Origin of the sequence: Gluconobacter sp. P5E10, assembly GCF_018812145.1 — a bacterium.
In the GTDB taxonomy this organism is placed as follows: domain Bacteria; phylum Pseudomonadota; class Alphaproteobacteria; order Acetobacterales; family Acetobacteraceae; genus Gluconobacter; species Gluconobacter cerinus.
Genome location: NZ_JACRVZ010000002.1, coordinates 446,936 through 466,038 on the forward strand (window position 1 = coordinate 446,936; position 19,103 = coordinate 466,038).

Annotated in this window: 18 protein-coding genes and 1 riboswitch; of the genes, 5 read left to right on the forward strand and 13 right to left on the reverse strand. The window is 54.0% G+C overall.

Features of this window, described 5'->3' with window-relative positions; translation table 11 throughout:
• Nucleotides 1–265 precede the first annotated feature (265 nt).
• Nucleotides 266–2,173 carry a hypothetical protein gene (locus KP707_RS06010; protein WP_211506619.1) on the forward strand — a complete coding sequence of 636 codons (1,908 nt, stop codon included), beginning with the start codon at nt 266–268 and terminating at the stop codon, nt 2,171–2,173.
• Between the two features lie 229 nt (nt 2,174–2,402).
• Nucleotides 2,403–3,914, forward strand: coding sequence for a glycosyltransferase family 2 protein (locus KP707_RS06015; RefSeq protein WP_211498312.1), 1,512 nt, complete (start codon nt 2,403–2,405; stop codon nt 3,912–3,914).
• 60 nt (nt 3,915–3,974) lie between these two features.
• On the opposite strand, the gene ribH is transcribed toward KP707_RS06015, so the two are convergent.
• The 6 genes from ribH to KP707_RS06045 all read right to left on the reverse strand — a co-directional run bounded on the left by ribH (nt 3,975) and on the right by KP707_RS06045 (nt 9,170).
• Nucleotides 3,975–4,454 carry a 6,7-dimethyl-8-ribityllumazine synthase gene (ribH, locus tag KP707_RS06020; RefSeq protein WP_086633270.1) on the reverse strand — a complete coding sequence of 160 codons (480 nt, stop codon included), beginning with the start codon at nt 4,452–4,454 and terminating at the stop codon, nt 3,975–3,977.
• Nucleotides 4,451–5,704: a 3,4-dihydroxy-2-butanone-4-phosphate synthase gene (ribB, locus tag KP707_RS06025; RefSeq protein ID WP_211502457.1), complete on the reverse strand. Its 1,254-nt coding sequence runs from the start codon at nt 5,702–5,704 to the stop codon at nt 4,451–4,453. Before ribB ends, ribH begins: the two co-directional genes overlap by 4 nt.
• A complete protein-coding gene (locus KP707_RS06030; protein ID WP_064275216.1) occupies nt 5,701–6,339 on the reverse strand; it encodes a riboflavin synthase in 639 nt (212 codons plus the stop codon). The genes ribB and KP707_RS06030 overlap by 4 nt, the downstream gene beginning before the upstream one ends.
• The gene (ribD, locus tag KP707_RS06035) at nt 6,321–7,355 is read right to left on the reverse strand and encodes a bifunctional diaminohydroxyphosphoribosylaminopyrimidine deaminase/5-amino-6-(5-phosphoribosylamino)uracil reductase RibD (protein ID WP_211502529.1); all 1,035 of its coding nucleotides are present in this window, start codon (nt 7,353–7,355) and stop codon (nt 6,321–6,323) included. The genes KP707_RS06030 and ribD overlap by 19 nt, the downstream gene beginning before the upstream one ends.
• A gap of 120 nt (nt 7,356–7,475) precedes the next feature.
• Nucleotides 7,476–7,637: riboswitch (FMN riboswitch) on the reverse strand.
• A 183-nt stretch (nt 7,638–7,820) separates the two neighbouring features.
• The gene (locus tag KP707_RS06040) at nt 7,821–8,012 is read right to left on the reverse strand and encodes an entericidin A/B family lipoprotein (RefSeq protein WP_046900458.1); all 192 of its coding nucleotides are present in this window, start codon (nt 8,010–8,012) and stop codon (nt 7,821–7,823) included.
• Between the two features lie 141 nt (nt 8,013–8,153).
• Nucleotides 8,154–9,170 (reverse strand): DUF563 domain-containing protein, encoded by a 1,017-nt coding sequence (locus KP707_RS06045; protein WP_211506618.1) that lies wholly within the window; start codon nt 9,168–9,170, stop codon nt 8,154–8,156.
• 197 nt (nt 9,171–9,367) lie between these two features.
• On the opposite strand from KP707_RS06045, the gene KP707_RS06050 reads away from it, so the two are divergent.
• The 3 genes from KP707_RS06050 (at nt 9,368) to KP707_RS06060 (ending at nt 12,974) form a co-directional block, all read left to right on the forward strand.
• Entirely contained in the window at nt 9,368–10,300 is a 933-nt protein-coding gene (locus KP707_RS06050) for a ribose-phosphate pyrophosphokinase (protein ID WP_046900960.1), read from the forward strand.
• A gap of 27 nt (nt 10,301–10,327) precedes the next feature.
• Nucleotides 10,328–10,933, forward strand: coding sequence for a histidine phosphatase family protein (locus KP707_RS06055; RefSeq protein ID WP_211502459.1), 606 nt, complete (start codon nt 10,328–10,330; stop codon nt 10,931–10,933).
• Between the two features lie 103 nt (nt 10,934–11,036).
• Entirely contained in the window at nt 11,037–12,974 is a 1,938-nt protein-coding gene (locus tag KP707_RS06060) for a M61 family metallopeptidase (protein WP_211502460.1), read from the forward strand.
• Nucleotides 12,975–13,086: 112 nt separating this feature from the next.
• On the opposite strand, the gene KP707_RS06065 is transcribed toward KP707_RS06060, so the two are convergent.
• The 7 genes from KP707_RS06065 to pqqA all read right to left on the reverse strand — a co-directional run bounded on the left by KP707_RS06065 (nt 13,087) and on the right by pqqA (nt 19,085).
• The gene (locus tag KP707_RS06065; protein WP_215751665.1) at nt 13,087–14,649 is read right to left on the reverse strand and encodes a glycosyltransferase family 2 protein; all 1,563 of its coding nucleotides are present in this window, start codon (nt 14,647–14,649) and stop codon (nt 13,087–13,089) included.
• A gap of 142 nt (nt 14,650–14,791) precedes the next feature.
• Nucleotides 14,792–15,928, reverse strand: a complete 1,137-nt coding sequence (locus tag KP707_RS06070; protein WP_211502461.1) for a pyridoxal phosphate-dependent aminotransferase — start codon at nt 15,926–15,928, stop codon at nt 14,792–14,794.
• Nucleotides 15,929–15,948: 20 nt separating this feature from the next.
• Nucleotides 15,949–17,016, reverse strand: a complete 1,068-nt coding sequence (gene pqqE / locus KP707_RS06075; RefSeq protein ID WP_099211352.1) for a pyrroloquinoline quinone biosynthesis protein PqqE — start codon at nt 17,014–17,016, stop codon at nt 15,949–15,951.
• Nucleotides 17,013–17,288 carry a pyrroloquinoline quinone biosynthesis peptide chaperone PqqD gene (pqqD, locus tag KP707_RS06080; RefSeq protein ID WP_211502462.1) on the reverse strand — a complete coding sequence of 92 codons (276 nt, stop codon included), beginning with the start codon at nt 17,286–17,288 and terminating at the stop codon, nt 17,013–17,015. Before pqqD ends, pqqE begins: the two co-directional genes overlap by 4 nt.
• Nucleotides 17,285–18,004, reverse strand: coding sequence for a pyrroloquinoline-quinone synthase PqqC (gene pqqC / locus KP707_RS06085; protein WP_064275209.1), 720 nt, complete (start codon nt 18,002–18,004; stop codon nt 17,285–17,287). The genes pqqD and pqqC overlap by 4 nt, the downstream gene beginning before the upstream one ends.
• Nucleotides 18,001–18,915 carry a pyrroloquinoline quinone biosynthesis protein PqqB gene (gene pqqB, locus KP707_RS06090; protein ID WP_211502463.1) on the reverse strand — a complete coding sequence of 305 codons (915 nt, stop codon included), beginning with the start codon at nt 18,913–18,915 and terminating at the stop codon, nt 18,001–18,003. The genes pqqC and pqqB overlap by 4 nt, the downstream gene beginning before the upstream one ends.
• Before the next feature lie 89 nt (nt 18,916–19,004).
• Nucleotides 19,005–19,085: a pyrroloquinoline quinone precursor peptide PqqA gene (gene pqqA / locus KP707_RS06095; RefSeq protein WP_010502998.1), complete on the reverse strand. Its 81-nt coding sequence runs from the start codon at nt 19,083–19,085 to the stop codon at nt 19,005–19,007.
• Between the last annotated feature and the right edge of the window lie 18 nt (nt 19,086–19,103).

Below are 19,103 nucleotides of genomic sequence, written 5' to 3' on the forward strand. Positions count from 1 at the left end.
GCTGACATTAGCTTCTAATTGACTTTTTGAATAAAAAATGCATTAATTAAGGCATTATAGGAATAGTGTATTCCTGTATAATATTTCCCTTAAAATAAATGGTTTCAATATGGATTTAAATTTTCCAAGGAAACCGGGTTTCCTTATTGCTGCTTTGTCACTTCTTTCTGGAGTGATCGGATATTCCCCTTCTTTTGCCGGGGATGTTCCACTTTATTACAAGACATCTACAGGCTCTATTGCCCCTGTTACCGTAGGGACAGGTATGAATTCGCAGGGCTATCCCGTTGTTCCCACTTATAAAGGCAAAGACGGGGCGTGGCATTCCACAACTGTTATTGCCCAAGTCTGCGGAACAAATGCCGATGGCACTCCTGTTGCATGCAATGTAGCAGACCAACTTCCCTCCAGTGTCCTGACTACAGCAAAAATCAACGTACAGTCAGGCATTGCTGGCCTAAACGATCAGGCTCAGGTTACGGCTGGGATCAACACAGCTTCACAAATTTTGACACAAACAGGTTTATCCGAAGGAAATCAGGGGAGTATTCCCCTAAATCTGACGAGTAATGGCTGGCAGGGCGATGCTCCATCCCATCTCGCAGGGCCACGAATTACTGTTGGTGTTTCCATGAACAATATGGCCGATCAAATGGCCATGTTTGGTGGGCATCGCCTGTACGATAGCGTTTTCAGTAAGTTCTATGCCCTTCCATATGGCGTTGGCGATAATGGAGGATGTGTCCATTCTTCAGTCATGACCTATGCCCCTGGAACGGGCGCTAACTGTGGTGCAGGTGGTTGGGACGCTGTCACGGAATACGAACTCGCAACCAATAATCCGCCTTGGTATATTGCTGGTGCAGATTTCCCCGATGAAAATGGGACGTCCCATAGTGTGACGTTTACAACGTCTGGCGCAATTATTCGACCAGCTCTGCCCGCAAGCTACACTGACTACATGCACTACCACATGAATGTCATGACCAATATTGTAGCCGGACCAACGCTTTATTCAGGTCTGTCGCTGGATGGTGTGCAGGGACATCGCAATCAGGACCAACAGTTCTACGGAGGCATGCTGGAATCATGGAAAAATGATTCTGATAGTACGGGAACATTCACGCAGTTTACGATGACTGGACAATGGCAGCCCATCAGTGGTTCTGCCGTTGATAGTGGACACGTGCCACAGGTTGGCACTCAAAACACAGCGTCAGCCGCAGATCGAGTAGATGCGCTGGATCAAACCCAGTATGCCGAATTCACGCATCCTTTCATTGAGTTTGGGACGTACATCAAACACTTCACACGTAACACCAGCTGTGAAGTCATCATCAAATCCGGAACAGATGGCGAAGCCATGAAACGGTTGGGTCTTTCTCGCAAATGCGATGAAGAACTCGACAACTGGTATCATGGCCCAGACTACGGCGCGACCATGCATGGTTTGACCATCGGGGCAGGTTTCGACAATAAGGTCAGCCAGGATAGCTATGGTCTTTCAGTCGCTGGTCTCTGGCCAGAAGGCATTCGGGCGTGGCTGGGCTCCGACGGAATAGATTTTGATGGAGACGCTTATAAAGTTGGCTCCCGGATCGGTTCAGCCGCTGTTGTTGGCACGAAAAAAATGATTGCTGAGTACTGGCAGGAGCCAACAGCAAACATTGGATACCTGGAGAGCGTCAAACTTTGGTCTCAAACTGATACTCTCTCAGAGACCAATAATGCTAATACGGGGGGAGCAGCCGCGAATGGTATGGATGTTTCCTATTGGTTTGGTCCACGCCAGTCATCTTCATCATTTAACGTAGACGGTACATTTGAAGCAGCGATTGCCTTCAATCCTGGCTGGGCCAAAAATGGTTTGGCTTTGTGCGGGTCTAATGCAGCATCGTTTGATATGACGTCTTCAGGGGCGGCGTGCCTCACAGTCGATAGCTGGGGTAATACGTCGACGACAGGTTCCTTGGCAGCAGGGAATGGTTTGACTGTGAGCAGTGGCACGACAACACTCAAAGACGTAGTAGCTACGTCTTACAAGGAAGCGTTGAAAACACCTGCTTCCAGCTCTGCGCCCTGTCAGGCCGGAGAATTTACTGATGATGAAAACTACCATTATGTCTGTGTTGCAGACAATTCCTGGAAACGAGTTGCTTTAAGTTCATTTTAATTTTTAAATATTTATGTTTGCGCGGGTTTTATTTACTTTTTTACTCGCACACACAAAAAATCTCTTAATTCTCTTGGGTCATGTGTCTTTATCCTCCTGTTTTCTACTGGATAAAGACATCCCAACAGGGCTTCCCCTACGAGGAGAGTCTCGGGTATGCAGGCAGACAGCATCTGGTTGCCTTATTTTTGCAGCGCCGGGTCTCTCAAGCTGAGGAGTGCTTTTCCCCATGGTGCCGTCATCTGTAGCTATCGCCCTATTCGTCAAGAATGAATTTTCTGACATTGCAGGATGGATTGCCTGGCACCTCGGGCTGGGAGTGAAGACCCTTTTCATTTTTGATGATCACTCCACAGACGGAACATGGGAAATCATTCAGGCTGCGGCCAAGTCTTTTAATATTCGTGCTTTTCAAACCGACCCGGTAGCAGAACCCGATTTCTACTGGCGTCAGCGAAACTGCTTTATGCAGGCTGCTGAAATGGCCAAAGGTCATTATGCTTGGCTCGGATTTCTGGACGGCGATGAATATGTTTACTTTCGTCATGCAAACAGCCTTCCAGAATTCCTTGAACGCTTCCCTCATGCCGATGGGCTCGCGTTAAGCTGGCGTATTCAAGGGAGCTCTGGACGGGTCGTTCGCCCCCGTAAAATGACAGTCGAAGCCTTCACTCAGCATTCGACACCGGAATTGGGCGACAATGTTCTCGTCAAGAGCTTTGTCAGACCGGAATGCATGGGCGACACGTATCATAACCCACACTGGTTTGATGTCCCGGCAGAACGCTATGTCAGACCCAATGGGCAGTATGTTCCTTCAGCGAATGCCGTGCAGGAAATTGACTGGGAAGATGCTTTTGTCCTGCATTACATCTGCCGCAGCATGGAGCACTACATCCAGCGCATCAAACGCCGCCTGAATGCCGATCTCAGTGACAGTCTCGGCTATTGGGACCATTTTGATCGCAATGATGTCGAGGACTTTGAGCCTCTTCGGTTCATTCCGAAAATTCGCCCGATCCAGGTCAGTATTAATCGAAATATGGTCGCGCGGGCTATTGAGGATTTAAGAAAGCAATATCCTCCCACAGTAGCGATTTCAGATTACGAGGGTGAAATACTGGAATCCCGTGTCTTCAGCATTCACTCTGCATATTTTGAAACACAGCTCTGTGTTGATGCCAGTACGGGAGATGTCTGCCACGCTTCGCCTGCGGTGATGTCCGAACGTAGCTTGTTACCCGTGTATGGTGCCGTTTTCGCTGATACGCCCGATTTGATTACGTTCTTCGTGCGCGACGGTGTGCATGTCGAGCACAATCGTGCGCTAAAGGTTTTTGGAGACGACAGGGTTTTCAGTGAACTGACTTATCAGATTGCGAAAACCATACAGGACAAGCCTGAAGGGACAGCGCTGAGAACAACTCTCTCCGGAGAATACCTCTGCTTCATTCTTCCTCATGATGGTATCGGACAGGTAGAAGCTAATCGCAGACAGGCCAAGGACTGGGAAGAAGCGTCACTCAGGCCCGAGTTTAATGTCACTTATAGCTGGCAGAGGATGACAGCACCTTTACCAACATCTGGAAAGATGACGTTTGATTCTTTAATCACCTGGCTTCGGAATGAAAAAGATGCTCCAAGCATCTATCTTTTCCTGAAGATGATCGCTCTTCTATCACCCAGTGATCGCGAGAAACTTCATAGACATGTCCCCGGACTTCTCTGGGGATTTATTTGAAATCGAAAATACCGGGCCAAGGGATCACTCACCCAAGGCCCGGGATATAAAAAGCTGGTTTTAGGCTGAAACCGGCACGTTCCGAAGGAAAGCTACGCTTTCCACACAGGCCGCAGCAGCTTCACGGCCTTTGTTCTCAGCGTCTTCCCGTGAACGGGCAACAGCCTGTGCTTCGGTGTAAGTTGTCAGGATACCAAACGCGACCGGCACTTCCGTTGCGAGCTGAGCCTGCATGATACCGATGGTGGCACCCAGCGAGATAAACTCGAAGTGGGCTGTGTCTCCCTTGATGACGCAGCCGAGGCAGATCACACCCTCATATTTGCCTGATTTAGCCAGTCGCTGGGCAAGAAGCGGCAGCTCAAACGCACCAGGAGCATCATAGACGTCCACATCCGTGATGCCGCGCTCTTCCATCCATTCGAGCGCCCCGTTCTTCAGTCCACCTGTGATACCAGTGTTAAAACGGCTGACGATGATCGCCATTTTGGGGGCTGGAGAAAGGCGCAGGTCAGGGGCGACGGGAATATGCTTGCTCATGCGGGCTGTTCCTGGAGAAAATGGCCCATCCGCGTCCGCTTGGTGGCGAGATAGGCCCGGTTAAAAGGGTTGGCTTCAATTTCCAGTCGCTCGCGGGACTGCACATCAAAACCGAAGCGAACAAGATTGGATTCCTTGTCCGGATTGTTCGTCAGAAGGCGAAGGGACGTGACGCCCAGATGCCGGAGCAGGTCAGCGGCTGCATCCCATTCACGGGCATCCGCCGGCAGGCCCAGAGCCTCGTTTGCCTCTACGGTGTCCATGCCGCCATCCTGAAGCTCATAGGCCCGGATCTTGTTGGCAAGGCCAATGCCCCGGCCTTCATGACCGCGCATATAAACCAGCACGCCACATTCAGACGCCGAGATCCGCTCAAGAGCTTCCCGAAGCTGAGCGCCGCAATCGCACCGCAAAGACCCCAATGCGTCACCCGTGACACATTCTGAGTGCAGTCGAACCAGCGGGATTCCCTGAGACGGATCTCCCTTCACGAGGGCCACGTGTTCGACACCGTCTACGGCCCGGAAAGCATGGATCTTCAGATCATGGCCACCGAAAATACTGGGAAGAGCAGACACAGCCACCATTTCACCGGTAGCAGGGACTGGTGTGCTGATCAGTTGAGCATCATCTACGGAGCCACGCCCGTGCTCGAGGCACCACTCCTGCAAGTCCGCAATACTAACGACTGGCATTCCATGCTTTGCAGCGAAGCGGCGTAGTTCGGGCAGGCGCATCATGCTCCCGTCGTCCGCCATGATTTCGCAGATCACGCCCGCAGGCTCGAGGCCAGCGAGGCGCGCAATATCGATCGATCCTTCCGTGTGACCGTTACGGGCAATCACACCCTCTGGATGCGCACGCAGGGGAAAGATATGGCCCGGCGAGATGACATCGGCTGCTGTGGCGTCAGGGCTCGCAGCAACAACGATTGTCCGGGCACGGTCTGCGGCCGAAATGCCAGTGGTTACGCCTGTAGCCGCCTCAATGGAAACTGTGAAGGCCGTGCCCCGCGGGTCACGGTTGCGGCTGACCATGGGGGGTAGACCAAGACGGTCCACCTGCTCAGCTTCCAAAGGAAGGCAGACCAGACCCCGCGCTTCACGCACCATGAAATTGATGGCTTCGGGAGTAGCGAACTGCGCCGCCATAACCAGATCGCCCTCATTTTCACGGTTCTCGTCATCAACCATGACGACCATGCCACCTGCGCGAATGGCTTCAATGGCAGCTTTCAGGGATGGCTTCATGACGCAACCTTTCCAAGTGTAGGCGAGAAGCGCAGCAGGTTTTCGACGTACTTGGAGAGTACATCGACCTCCACGTTCATGCGTGTTCCGACTGTGAGGGACGAGAGGTTCGTATGGTCCCAGGTATGAGGGATGATTGTCAGACCAACCTCAAATCCGGACTGGTTTCCCCGAACAACATCATCATGCAGTTCGTTGACCGTCAGGCTGATCCCATCGAACGTGATGGAGCCTTTTTCCACGACATACTGGCGCAGGGCCTGTGGGACGAAAATGCGGAGGGCGTAAGAGTCTCCGGATTTTTCGACACTGGCAAACGTCGCAACATTATCGACATGTCCCTGTACGATATGCCCGGACAATCGGGTATTGGCTGCGACCGCACGTTCCAGATTAACGCGAGACCCGGCTTTGAGCTGCTCCAAGGGCGTCCGGGAGAGAGTTTCGCCGCTCAGGTGGAATGTTGCCACGCCAGCCGCATCGAACGTCTCAACCGTCAGACAGACGCCATTCACCGCGACGCTTTCGCCTAACTCAAGATCAGGAAAGCCCGTCTCGACGGTCAGGTCCATGGCCTTGTCACGGAGGGATACGGCTTTGACAGTACCCAGACGCTCTATGATTCCAGAGAACATGCGCTTTCCCTCAGCAGTCGTAGCGGGCTCTCGTCCCGCGATTGAAGTTCGATGTGATCAGTGTCGCCGTCTTTGCGGATAGTCAGCCAGTCGTCCCATAGACCAGCGTCGGACACTGTTTTCAGAAGAGATGGACCGGCTTCCACCATGGCCCAGTTCACGCCGCACTCGGCCAGCATGGCGGGTACGGAGAGAAGGTCAGGACTGACCAGAACCGTGAACCCGGCCTGTTCCATCCCGCTTTTCCAGTCTGCCGGGAGGCGCCCCTGCCGGTCACACACCACAAGAAGGCGTGGACCTCGATCCGCGTGATCGGCTACCCGACGCACTGTAAAGCGCGGCTTGTCAGCCAGCACGGTTCCGATGCCAGTGATGATGGCATCTGTAGCGCGGCGAAGACGATGAGCCAGCGTCAGCGAGGCTTCGGACGTGAACGTCGTCTGTCCCGTCGGCGGAATCATCGTACCATTTGAATCCAGAGCCTGCTTAACGCTGATCCAGGGACGATGACGAACGACGCGACTCAGGAAAGGCGCCAGCAAGGCACGGCAATCGCGTTCAAGATCTGCCATTTCCGGGACATCCGAAAGGAATGTCACGCTGCGCCCGTTCGGCATCTCCCGCAGCCGCTCTGCGCCGCCTGCAGCCTGCGGATTAGGATCAGCAACGCCGATCCAGACATGCTCGACGGGACTATTGCGCAGCGCTTCACTGCAGGGAGGTGTACGCCCCGTGTGATTGCAGGGCTCAAGCGTCACAATTGCGGTGCGCACATCGCCCAGAACGCCGGCATCGCGAGCCTGTGCAAGAGCCATTGCCTCCGCATGAGGCTGCCCGACCCTCGGATGAACGCCGATGGTAAGAACACGACCTTCTACATCGAGCAGTGCGCATCCGACAGACGGATTGGGAGAGGTTGCTCCCAACGTGTCGGCCGCATAGTCAAGGGCCAAGCGAAATCCTGCTCGGATCTGGCTTGCGCTCGCTGCGCTGGAAAAGGTGGTTTGTTTCAACAAGGCTGCGGTCACGGTCCCATTATTCGGGACGTTCGCAGGGCGCACGCCGCCCTCAGCCGAGGCTCGCAGTAGGAAAGTGCGAAGATGCACGTTCCTTCCACCCGAGCAATCGGGCAAGTGCTGCGTTCTCTCTCATCCGGACTATGACCGTCGGCTCCGGAGTCTCACCGGATCTGCTTGACCCTTCCTATCCGTGGATAAGAAGGCGCTCGCGGGCTTAGGAGGGACCGAAATCCCTTCAATACCGCCGGTGGGGAGTTTCACCCCGCCCCGAGAACGTCTGTTCAGTCAGGAATATGAGACCGGGAAATCACAGATTACAAGTGGAATCGAACACAAAGAGACGTGAAAACTGCTTATGTGTCATATTTCGTGATCTTGTAGGTTTTCTTAAGCCCCATAGAAAAAGCCGCCAGAGAGGACTCTGACGGCTTCTTTACTGTTCTCTCTAAGGAGAAACAGCAATCAGTGCGTGGAAGCATCCGTGTGACGCTGAATGGCGTCCTGCGTTGCGTTCGCACCGCGAGACACATTGTGGCCCACGGAGCTGACGTCCTGACCAGCACCCCGAACAGTGTTGCAGGCCGAGAGAGAAACGGCGGCACCAGACAGTAGCGTCAGGGAAAGTGCAACACGGGCGACGGACTTGATGGACATTGGGTATAACTCCTTGAAGAAGCGTTCGATATCGAAACGCTATTCGCGGAGGAAAGTTCATCCGCGAGAAGACGTTTGTATGGCCCGATTGTTTCAAAATGAAACAGCACTCGACCGCATCTTTCCAGCGTCCCGTTCCGGTTAGCCCAAGGTGAAATCCGCCAGTTCATCTGCAAGTTTCTCCGGGTCAGGGATACGGTAGTTCATTTGGAAACCACCTCCAGCCCCGACAGGCTCCAGGCCAGAACTATCGTACAGATAGCGGGCATGATTGTTGTTCGCCTTATCGACCAGACACTGGTTCGCCCACATATCCGGGCTATGTGCAAGCGTCACAACCCTTCGCTGAGGGAAGAAGATGCTCGTATGAAGACAGGCATCATTATAACCAATCACCAAGGGATTTGAGGCCCAGAGCTTGAGCTGATCCCGGAAAGTCATTTGGCTGGGATAAACAGTTCCTATCCCTTTTGCTCTCAATGCCGCCGTCAAAACGGACTCATTTTCTACCCTGACGTTGCCCTGAGAGAGTTTTTCCTGCGAGAAAAAGAGAACGCGTCCCGGGTGATCCTGCGCACCTTCGGGTAAAATCTTTCGCCCGATGCTGTGAGCCAGATCTGCGAAGACATCATGAACGAGTGACAGCTCTTCAAATGCAGCCGCTGCAACCGTAATCCGTGGAAAGCGCGCTGGTGACAGAACCTGCATGAAGTGCTCTTCAGTCAGATCAAGCGCCGTCACGATCGTCCGAAAATAGCTTTGTGCCATCAGTTGAGCGAGAGGCTGCGGGCTGCTGAAAACGAGCTTCAGCCGTGAGCGCGCATAGGGAGGAAGACTCCACAGGCGGGACAATACGTTGGCAAAAAAATAGAGGTAGGACGGATTAATGTTTCCAAGGAAAAAATAATCGAACTTGTCGCTCAAAACTGGGCAATCCGGGAGGTCAGGGTAATCCCGTGAGCAGAGAGGTGTGTGGAGTGAGCCGGCGCCCGTATAGAGCATCGCCTCAGGAACGCTTCGGCCCGAAGGTTCGAAAAGTCCCCACTGTGGGGCCGTTCCAGGCGGGACAAAGACAGCATTCCTGACGTCCCGCTGGCTTGGGAGATCCTGAATCAGAAGTCTCCGGCCAACGAAACCCGTACAGTCTTTCAGGGCCATATTCCGACCTTTCCTGAAGCTTGAAGCAGCCTCCAGCAGGCCGCGCAGACAGTTCTTGAATGTGTTTCGCTTGCATCGGTCAGCACATCAAGCCCAACTTCCGTGCAAAGAATGGCTCAGAACTGATGACAGCAGGGGGGTGCGCTGTTAGAAAGCGCGCAATTCTCCCCCTGACGGATACCAGACGAGGCCGTTTCATGAAGATCGTTGCCTGCAACAGTAATCTGCCGCTGGCTCGTGCGGTGGCGAGTGAACTACGGCTGCCCGTGTGCAAAACCGTGGTCAAGCGCTTCGCGGATGGCGAAGTCTTTGTCGAAATTCAGGAGAACGTCCGCGGTGAGGACGTTTTCGTGGTGCAGAGCACCTGCATGCCGACAAACGATCACCTGATGGAACTGCTGGTGATGCTGGACGCGCTGCGTCGTGGATCTGCGCGCCGGGTGACGGCTGTCATGCCGTATTTCGGATATGCCCGTCAGGATCGTAAATCCGGCCCGCGGACACCGATCAGCGCGAAGCTGGTCGCCAACCTTCTGACGGAAGCGGGCGCCAACCGTATCCTGACGATGGATCTGCACGCCATGCAGATCCAGGGGTTCTTCGATATTCCGACGGACAACCTGTACGCGGCTCCGCTCTTCGTGCGGGACCTCAAAACACGCCTTCCGGACCGGGAACTCATGATTGTGTCTCCTGATGTTGGCGGTGTTGTCCGCGCACGTCAGCTTGCACAGCGTCTGAACGTTGACCTGGCCATCATCGACAAGCGCCGTGAGCGCGCCGGCGTGTCAGAAGTCATGAACGTGATTGGCGATGTCTCGGGACGGTATTGTGTGCTGGTAGACGACATTGTGGACAGCGGTGGATCGCTCTGTAACGCGGCCAATGCTCTCATGAGCCGGGGCGCAGAAGGCGTGGAAGCTTATGTCACTCACGGCGTTCTGACTGGTAATGCCTGCGAGCGCGTGAAAAACAGTCCCTTGAACATGCTGACCCTGACGGACAGCATCCCTGCTACCCAGGCGCTGCTCGATACGCCAAACATTCGCCAGATTACGACTGCTAATCTTCTGGCTCGCGCCATGAGCGCTGTTGCAGACGAAAGCTCGGTTTCCTCTCTCTTCGACTAAGCTTTCCCATCTCTGGAGGTTTCATCCATGCCGAAGATCCTGACCAAGCCTTACTGGTATCTCCGGCACGGTGAAACGGATTGGAACCTCAGAGGTCTCTCCCAGGGCCGAACAGACATCCCCCTGAATTCTACGGGGCTCGCACAGGCCGTCCGAGCAGGCCAGATTTTCGCGGATCTGTTCCGGAAGGGAGAAAATCCCTTCGATCGGATTATCGCGTCTCCCTTATCTCGAGCTCTTGTCACGGCGGAACACACGCGCGATGCCATTCGAGACAGTGGAGGTCCTGACCTTCCTTTGATTATCGATCCGGAGTTCAAGGAAGTCTGCTTCGGAGTGCAGGAAGGGCAGCCCATGGGGGAATGGTACGATCCATGGATCGAAGACGGCTATACGCCCGAAGGTGCTGAAAGCTTCGCTACACTCCAGGCGCGCGCTGTAGGGGCTGTTAACCGAGCGCTGCAAGCTGACGGAACCCCTCTCTTTGTCGCGCATGGTGCATTGTTCAGAAGCCTTCGCGCAGGAATGAGCCTGCCAGTCAATGTCCGTTTGCCAAATGCCGTTCCTCTGCATCTGACACCAGAGGTCACAGGATGGGCAATCCGTGCATGTCTGCCGGAAATAGCTCAATAGTCTTTCTGCGTATCTGACGCGGGCAAGGTTATTGCCCCTTGTGCATAGACGCGGGGGCAATTAGGGCAGGAAGGACTTTGATTTACAAATCGGAACCTTTCTTATGATGCGTATGCGCTTTCTGGTGGCATTGACTGCATTCAGCAGCCTGGTTGCCCCAGCCTTTGCCCAGCCTCAGCCAGAGCCGCTCCCTCTGCCTGCCGCCATCCCAGACCCGCAGGACAAGCCCTTTCCCGGCGCTCTGACGGTTGCTGTTGATGCGACAGACACGGCCCATCACGTCATGTCCATCCATGAAACGGTTCCCGTTCCGAAAGAGGCTGTAGAGAAAGGCGAACTGATCCTGCTGTATCCCATGTGGATTCCGGGCGATCATTCCCCGACAGGCGTCATTGAGCAGCTTGCCAGCCTGAAAATCCAATCAGGTGGCAAGACGATTCCCTGGAAGCGCGACACGGTCAATATCGCTGCGTTTCATATTCCCGTTTCAGCCACGACCCCCACACTTGACGTTCATTTCCAGCTTCTGTCTCCGGTTACGCCGGGTCAGGGCCGTGTCGTCATGACGCCATCCATCGTCAATGTTCAGTGGGATCAGGTTTCTCTGTATCCAGCTGGGTATTTCACGCGGGATATTACGGTCAAACCAAGCGTTCTGGTGCCGCATGGATGGCAGATTGGCTCCGCTCTGCGCGCCTCTGCCTATGGCGATGACACCCACTTCAATGCAACGACTTATAATACGCTGGTCGACTCCCCGATTTATGCGGGTCGGTATTTCCGTAAGTTTGATCTGACCGGGCCGGACCATGTGCCTGTCGCGCTTAATGTTGTTGCAGACGATGCAGACTCCCTGAATGCAACGCCGCAGCAGATTGAAGCCCATAAGAACCTCGTCAAACAGGCTACGGCTCTTTTCGGCTCCCATCATTATGACCATTACGACTTCCTGCTCGCCCTGACGGAAGAGCTGGGCATGATCGGGCTGGAGCATCATCAATCCAGCGAGAATGCCGCTGCTCCAGGGTATTTCACGGAATGGGATAAAACGTTCCCCGAGCGTGATCTGCTCGCGCATGAGTATACGCATTCCTGGAACGGCAAGTATCGTCGCCCGGCTGATATGTGGGCTCCAAACTTCAATGTTCCACAACGCGGCTCCCTGCTCTGGGTGTATGAAGGCCAGACCCAGTATTGGGGAAATGTTCTTGCAGCGCGTTCAGGACTTGTGACGAAGGATCAGGGCTTCGAGGCGCTGGCCTATATGGCAGCGACCTACGAAAACCAGACAGGCCGTCTGTGGCGCCCGCTGGAAGACACCACCAATGACCCCGTTATTGCTCAGCGTGCCCCTCTGTCATGGCGCGACTGGCAGCGTTCGGAAGACTACTATGTGGAAGGCCAGCTTGTCTGGCTCGACGCAGATACGCTGATCCGCAAGCTTTCCAACGGGCAGAAATCTCTGAACGATTTCGCGAAGGCCTTTTTCGGCACGAATAATGGAAGCTTTATCGTCAGCCCCTATCAGTTCGATGAAGTGGCTTCGACCCTAAACAGTATCCAGCCATATGACTGGGCCAAATTCCTACATGATCGTCTGGACACCATCCGGCCACATGCTCCGCTGGATGGCCTGACAAACGGTGGCTACAAGCTTGTCTACACAGACAAACCAACATCCTTCATCAAAGCATCAGAAGCCGTTCGCCATAGTGTGGATCTGACGTTCTCGCTTGGAATGAGCGTCACGCGTGATGCCAAGACGGCGCGTGTTCACTGGATGAGCCCGGCATACAAGGCCGGCCTGGCGTCAGGGGAGACAATCCTGGCTGTCAATGACATGGCCTACACTGGGGATCGTTTGCGTCATGCCATCGCGGATGCGCAGAAAGACCCGAAGCAGCCGATCAGACTTGTGGTGAAATCTGGCGAGCATATCAGCACGATTTCCATCCCATATCATGATGGCCTGCGTTACCCGCACCTAGACCGTGTGAGTGGCACACCTGACTATCTGGGCGCGATCTACGCTCCCCTTTAAGCTGCCCCGATTTACAGCATGAAAGACCTTTTCAGAGTTCCCAGCAAAAGGGGCTCTGGAAAGGTTGTCCCGTCCTCAGAAAACCCTGAAGACGGGCGCTGTGTGAGGTACGTCAGAGAATATGTTCGCCAAGAATGCCGCGGCTCAAGAAAGAAACTGCCGACTTGGAGACGTCATCAAGCGCTGTGAGAGCATTGATAACCAAGCCATCAACTTGCTCTGCGGTTTCGCAGGAACGCTTTAAATCTTCAAGACTGGTGATACGTCCAAGGTAAACACCTGCATCACGTACAAACTGTGGGCACTCAGCGATGTCCACGAGCTTCAAATTGAAGCTTTCCCATGCAAGCGCACGGATTTTACGAATATTATATGTTCCGTCCGGGGCAAAACCTAAATATCTATGGGTTCTTGGATGGGAAATAGAAATGGACCCATCTTCGTTATTCCATACCTTATAAGTCAGTACTCTGGTGACGCGAGAGTCCCCATTGACCCTTAGCTCTTCTCCACTTGACGTGAATACGTGAACATATTCACTTCCTTCACAGTAGATTCCAATTAACGGAATTCCATTTTCAGAATCTGTAGACAGCTTACCGTCGACAGATGTCAGCCTGTGGCCAAAATGGTTTTCAATATGAAAGGCGACAAAAGAGCTTCGACCATCGAAATGTTCGCTCAGTATTTTTCCTGGAGTCGTATGAAATGAAATCCAGTTATGCGCGATTTCATGAGCTTCTGCCTTATAGGCAGGCTGGAAAACAGGAACATTAGGTGGTGCAAGGATGCTCTCAAGCTGAGTTATAAAACAGGATGAGGTAGAGCGTAGAACGCGTGCAATCGTATGTGTCTGTTGCGCGACAATATGATCCATCCACTTATAGAAATCACGAATGTAATCGGCAGATATAATGCTCTCGATAGCATTATATTCTGGATTATTCACGACAGTATGAAGCGGGTCGTTCACATCTCTGCGGACGTCTTCCAGATGGCGGTCCCGGTTAATATAATGTTCCAGAGACCTGGATTGGTAGTGAATAAGGCGTGCGCCCTTCCACGTCGGAATATTCCGGGTGAAACCACCACTCGGAGATTCCCACTCAACAGGCAGACCTTCACTATCTACACTGGTACCGTGAACATCGACATTATGAACCTGGTAAACCGACCTCGACAACCGATCAGGACGGAATATAACTTTGGTATGCCGGTTCCAGAAAAGTTCATTACTGCCCGTTCGGGTGTAATTCAGAAATGGAACGCCTTCTGGACGGCTAACATACCCGTTCGTGCCAACACAGCACCAATTAAACGCAACGAGCGATGCATCGCCTTGTTCTGACAGATAAGATTTTATATTTTTCCCATACAGATCGAGATATTCGTCTGCATCGAAAAACGCAATCCAGTCAAACTCATGACCATATCGAATGACGGCATCATTATAAGCACGCACCTGACGCACATTATGAATGTCGCGGTTAACGGCGTTTCTCATATAACGAATATCAATTCCGCCCTGCATGGAAAGAATTACTTCTTCCGTTGCATCATCGGAGAAATCGTCATAAATAATTAGAGTATCGAAACCTAACGCCTTATACCACGCTGCCCAATAAATAATTTCCGTTTGTTCATTTTTTACAACCAGACATACTGCAACCTTCATGTCTCATACTCCCACTTAGACAGACGACAGCATGAAGGGTTTCTTACTGTCTCGCCAATTTTAACCCAGGCTTAAGTATTTTCAAGACCTGCAAAATTAATTATTAATAAATGCTCAATTAGTACCAGATCGAGCACCTACCTTAAGCGTTCTGTACGTTAAACCAGGTTTTCAACCTGCGAATTGCCTCTTCAATCAAATCAGTTGAGAGCGCAAAACTGAAACGTATGAAACGGTTCCCATGCAGAGGGTCGAAGTCTACACCGGGCGCCGTCGTGACCCCCGTCTCCAGAAGAAGCTTACGACAGAACGACAGACTATCCTCTGTGAGATGTCCAATATCCGCGTAAATATAAAATGCACCGTCCGGTGGTGCGATATGCGTCAAGCCAAGCGCGGGCAAAGCTTCAAGAAGCAGATCGCGGTTTCGCCGATACGTCTCAATATGGCCCTCGAGCTCCTGCCGACAGTCAAAAGCGACCAGTCCTGCATGCTGACTCAGCGCCGATGGTGTGAGGAAAAGATTTCCCATACGCGCCCGGGCAGCATCTATCTTGTCGGATGGCACAATCAGCCACCCCAGCCGCCACGGAGCCATACTGAAGTATTTTGAAAAGCTGTTGACCACCAGCGCGTGTGGATCATGTTCCAGAACACTATGGGCAGGCTCCCCGTAGCTCAGACCATGATAAATCTCGTCTGATACAATCCGGATCCCACGGGCCTTGCAGACATCAATGATAGCCTGCAATTCACTGTCTGGCAGAATCGTTCCCGTTGGATTGGCAGGGCTGGCAACAATAAGACCGTCTGGAGCAGGCTCCAGCTCGGCCACGGCTTGTGCCGTCAACTGGAAGCGTTCAGCTTCTCCGCAAGGTATTTCCACCGGCACCATATGAAGTGTGCGGAGCGTATTGCGGTAAGCAACATAACCCGGTCGCGCGAGCGCAATACGCTGCCCAGGCACAAAACAGCTCGTCAAAGCCAGGACAAGCGCGGGGGAGGCGCCGCAGGTCAGGATTACCTGCTCTGGCTGAACGGCGACGCCGTAGGTCTCCTGGTAATGCCGGGCAATACGCTCCTTGAGCGGCTGGCTTTCCCAGTATCCCATGGGATCTGTCGCCAGAATATGCTGTGCCCGTTCAATGGCTTCCTTTGGCGCACCAGTGGAGGGCTGACCAAATTCCATATGAATGATGCTGCGCCCCTCCGCCGCAAGCTTGTGAGCAAGCGCACTAATGGAGATGGCGTGAAACTGGTCAATGTCCGGAACGGGCATGGGAAACTCGGTACAAAACTTCAGAAGCGACGGTAAACCAGTTCAGGCGTTTCTGCCTGCTCCACCGCCTTCTCGACGATGTCATGAAATGGTGAGCGGCTGCAAACCGGGTCCATGTTGGCGGCATTCCCTGTCAGAGCCAGCGCCTGACAACGACAGCCTCCCCAGTCGATCTCCTTACGATCACAGGCCCGGCAGGCTTCCGGCATCCATTCGGTTCCACGGAACATGTTGAACAGGTGGGAATTGTTCCAGATCTCGGCCAGCGATTCATCCCGCACGTTCGGGAAGGTCACATTCGGAATGATTTCCGCAGCATGACAGGGAAGAACACGACCAGACGGGGAGATGTTCACGAACCGCTGCCCCCAGCCGCCCATGCAGGGCTTGGGGCGGTCTGCATGATAATCTGGCGTGACGTAATCAATAGCCAGACCTCCCTTCTCACGCTCGGCTTCTACAGCACGCGTGGACTCTTCGAGCTGTTCTCTGCTGGGGAGCAACGCATCGCGGTTTTTGAGGCCCCAGCCATAATACTGGGTATGAGCAATTTCGACGCGGCCAGCCCCAAGCTGACGTGCCAACTCAAACATTTGCGGAATGCGCGCGACATTTTCCCGATGGACAACAAAGTTCAATGTCATGGGAATCCCGGACGCCTGAATCAGCCGGGCGGCTTTAAGCTTGCGAGGCTGCGCGCCTTTCAGGCCGCCAATGCGTTCGGCGCCCTCTTCCGTCACATCCTGGAAAGAAAGCTGGATATGATCCAGGCCGGCCTTATCCAGCGCATCAAGTTTGGCTTCATCCAGCAGGACGCCGGACGTAATGAGGTTTGTATAAAGATTCAGCTTTCGTGCCAGCGTCACCAGTTCGACCAGATCTGGCCGGGCCATTGGCTCACCGCCCGAGAAGTGAACCTGCAGGACGCCCATCTCCGCTGCCTGTTCAAGCACCCGTCTCCATCCAGCCGTATCCAGCTCCGCCGCCTTGCGTTCCAGATCCAGCGGATTGGAGCAATAGGGGCAGGCGAGCGGACAACGATGGGTCAGTTCAGCCAGAAGGCTCATCGGTGGCTGGGGCAAGGTCATGCGTGCAGAACGCCCTTTTCCGTCAGATCAGAAAGAAGCGCGAGAACATCTGTGGAGATGACTTCGCGCGGGGCGGAGAACTGTTCTGTCAGCTTTTCTACAATAGAACCAACAGACAGTTCCCCGTCCACAAGACCCAGGATATGTGGGGCGGCGCCTTCGATAATAAAAGCCTTTTCGGGAGCCTGGACAAGCCAGACATCCCGAACACGGTCATGTTGCAACCGATGACCACGCGCAAAGGACAAGACGGTCTCTTCCGTCACACTCATGGGACAAAAGCGCCCGGCGGGATATGCCCTTCAACATACGCGTAATCCAACGCATCCAGCATGGACCACAGAACGGAGCACTTGAACTCCAGAGCACCCAGAACTTCGCGCTGTTGTTCCGGTGTACGGGCATTTTCCCGGACATAGGCCAGCGCAAAGTCCGAATCCCGAGGAGCCTGCGTCAGACGGGGTGTGAAATAGGCCAGTGTTTCTTCAGAAATGAAGTCGTAGTGCCGCAGCATCCCTGAGACACGTTCGCTGATGATCGTCGGAGAGAACAGCTCGGTCAGGGAGGATGCGATAGCTGCCAGAATGGACTGATCACGCACGAAATTCACATACGCATCCACGGCAAAGCGCGTCGCGGGCAACAGGCCGTCCGTGCTCTCCACATAGTCCCGATCAAGACCCAGACCATCCGTGAGTACGAGCCAGCGCGCGACACCGCCTGTTCCCGGCTCCGTACCATCATGATCCTCGATGCGGCGACGCCATTCGCGGCGCAGCTCGGCGGTCGGGAGGCGAGCGAGGAGCGTGGCGTCCTTGGCCGGGATCTTAGCCTGATAATAGTAGCGGTTCAGGGCCCAGGCCTGCACCTGCTGCTTCGTCAGCAGACCATCATGCAGCTTGCGGTGGAACGGATGACGGTTGTGATAGCGCTCAGCACCAATCTGGCGGAGGCGAGCTTCGAGCTGGTCAGGGGTCAGGAGTGTCATGGTGTTTCCAGTCTGAAAGTCATGCCGTCTTCGGACACGGTCCACCCCGCGTTCTCGACGTCTTTGCGTTCCGGACTGTCTTCCATCAGAACCGGGTTCGAGTTGTTGATGTGAATCAAGACTTTACGCGGTTTTGAGCAGGACGCGAAGCACTCCACCGGCCCACCAGTATCCCGGACAGAGACGTGCCCCATACGCTGACCTGTCTTGGGGCTCAGTCCCGCACGAATCATTTCATCATCGCGCCACAGAGTACCGTCAAAAAACAGCAGATCCGCTTGAGAGGCACGTTCAATGATTTCTGGTGTGATGTGGGCGCAGCCGGGGATGAACAGAACCGTTTGCTTTCCATCCGTGATGGACACACCCAAAGTTTCATCAGGCCGCGACCCTTCAGCTTCAGCGTAAAGCGGAGCCTTACCCGGCACAGCAAAGGCTGTGAGCGTCAGGCCTGACAGGCTGCCATCCTTCAGCTTCAAAGCTATAGGCACATCAAGCGTCAGAGGAACGCGCGGGACAATTGCAGGATCGAGCGCACCGAAGATCGGATTGGCCGCCAGTTGCTCCAGTGTGGAGTCACTCCCCATGAGCGTGAAAGGCTCACGTTCCCGCAGGGTCAGCAGACCCGTAATGGCGTCGATTTCACCACAGGTGAGAATGACGCTCTGGATCGGCGTTCCGCGCAGACTACCCTGATGGTGAAGGGCCGGAGTCTCGATAATCTGCTGCCGGAGATCAGGGGAAGCGTTGAGAACAAACCAGTGTTCTCCATCAGCACTCACGGCAATGGAGGCCTGAGTGCGAGGGCGTGCGCCCTGTCGCGTGCGGGCGGCTACACAACCCGGCGCTGCGGAGTTCCATTGGGGGAAACCACCGCCGGCCGCGGAGCCGAGCACGATGACATCAATCATTTTTCAGAAAACCGTCTGGGAAGCATGAACAGAAAACGGCCGCCCCTGTGGGAGGCGGCCGCCATTTTTCCCCGAAAGGGAAAAGATGATTACTTCTTCTCGCCGCAGACGTACGAGTTGATTTCTGCGCCTAGCGGAATTTCGGTAACTTTCGGCGTGTTCCAAGCCATGGCTGTTCTCCTAGCTCC

Coding starts and splice junctions, on each gene's coding strand:
- ribH (WP_086633270.1), bottom strand. CDS start 4,454: ATGAGCAAGCATATTCCCGTCGCCCCTGACCTGCGCCTTTCTCCAGCC.
- KP707_RS06040 (WP_046900458.1), bottom strand. CDS start 8,012: ATGTCCATCAAGTCCGTCGCCCGTGTTGCACTTTCCCTGACGCTACTG.
- KP707_RS06030 (WP_064275216.1), bottom strand. CDS start 6,339: ATGTTCTCTGGAATCATAGAGCGTCTGGGTACTGTCAAAGCCGTATCC.
- KP707_RS06055 (WP_211502459.1), top strand. CDS start 10,328: ATGCCGAAGATCCTGACCAAGCCTTACTGGTATCTCCGGCACGGTGAA.
- KP707_RS06015 (WP_211498312.1), top strand. CDS start 2,403: ATGGTGCCGTCATCTGTAGCTATCGCCCTATTCGTCAAGAATGAATTT.
- pqqE (WP_099211352.1), bottom strand. CDS start 17,016: ATGACCTTGCCCCAGCCACCGATGAGCCTTCTGGCTGAACTGACCCAT.
- pqqA (WP_010502998.1), bottom strand. CDS start 19,085: ATGGCTTGGAACACGCCGAAAGTTACCGAAATTCCGCTAGGCGCAGAA.
- pqqD (WP_211502462.1), bottom strand. CDS start 17,288: ATGAGTGTGACGGAAGAGACCGTCTTGTCCTTTGCGCGTGGTCATCGG.
- ribB (WP_211502457.1), bottom strand. CDS start 5,704: ATGAAGCCATCCCTGAAAGCTGCCATTGAAGCCATTCGCGCAGGTGGC.
- KP707_RS06050 (WP_046900960.1), top strand. CDS start 9,368: ATGAAGATCGTTGCCTGCAACAGTAATCTGCCGCTGGCTCGTGCGGTG.
- KP707_RS06060 (WP_211502460.1), top strand. CDS start 11,037: ATGATGCGTATGCGCTTTCTGGTGGCATTGACTGCATTCAGCAGCCTG.
- KP707_RS06070 (WP_211502461.1), bottom strand. CDS start 15,928: ATGCCCGTTCCGGACATTGACCAGTTTCACGCCATCTCCATTAGTGCG.
- KP707_RS06065 (WP_215751665.1), bottom strand. CDS start 14,649: ATGAAGGTTGCAGTATGTCTGGTTGTAAAAAATGAACAAACGGAAATT.
- pqqB (WP_211502463.1), bottom strand. CDS start 18,915: ATGATTGATGTCATCGTGCTCGGCTCCGCGGCCGGCGGTGGTTTCCCC.
- KP707_RS06045 (WP_211506618.1), bottom strand. CDS start 9,170: ATGGCCCTGAAAGACTGTACGGGTTTCGTTGGCCGGAGACTTCTGATT.
- KP707_RS06010 (WP_211506619.1), top strand. CDS start 266: ATGAATTCGCAGGGCTATCCCGTTGTTCCCACTTATAAAGGCAAAGAC.
- pqqC (WP_064275209.1), bottom strand. CDS start 18,004: ATGACACTCCTGACCCCTGACCAGCTCGAAGCTCGCCTCCGCCAGATT.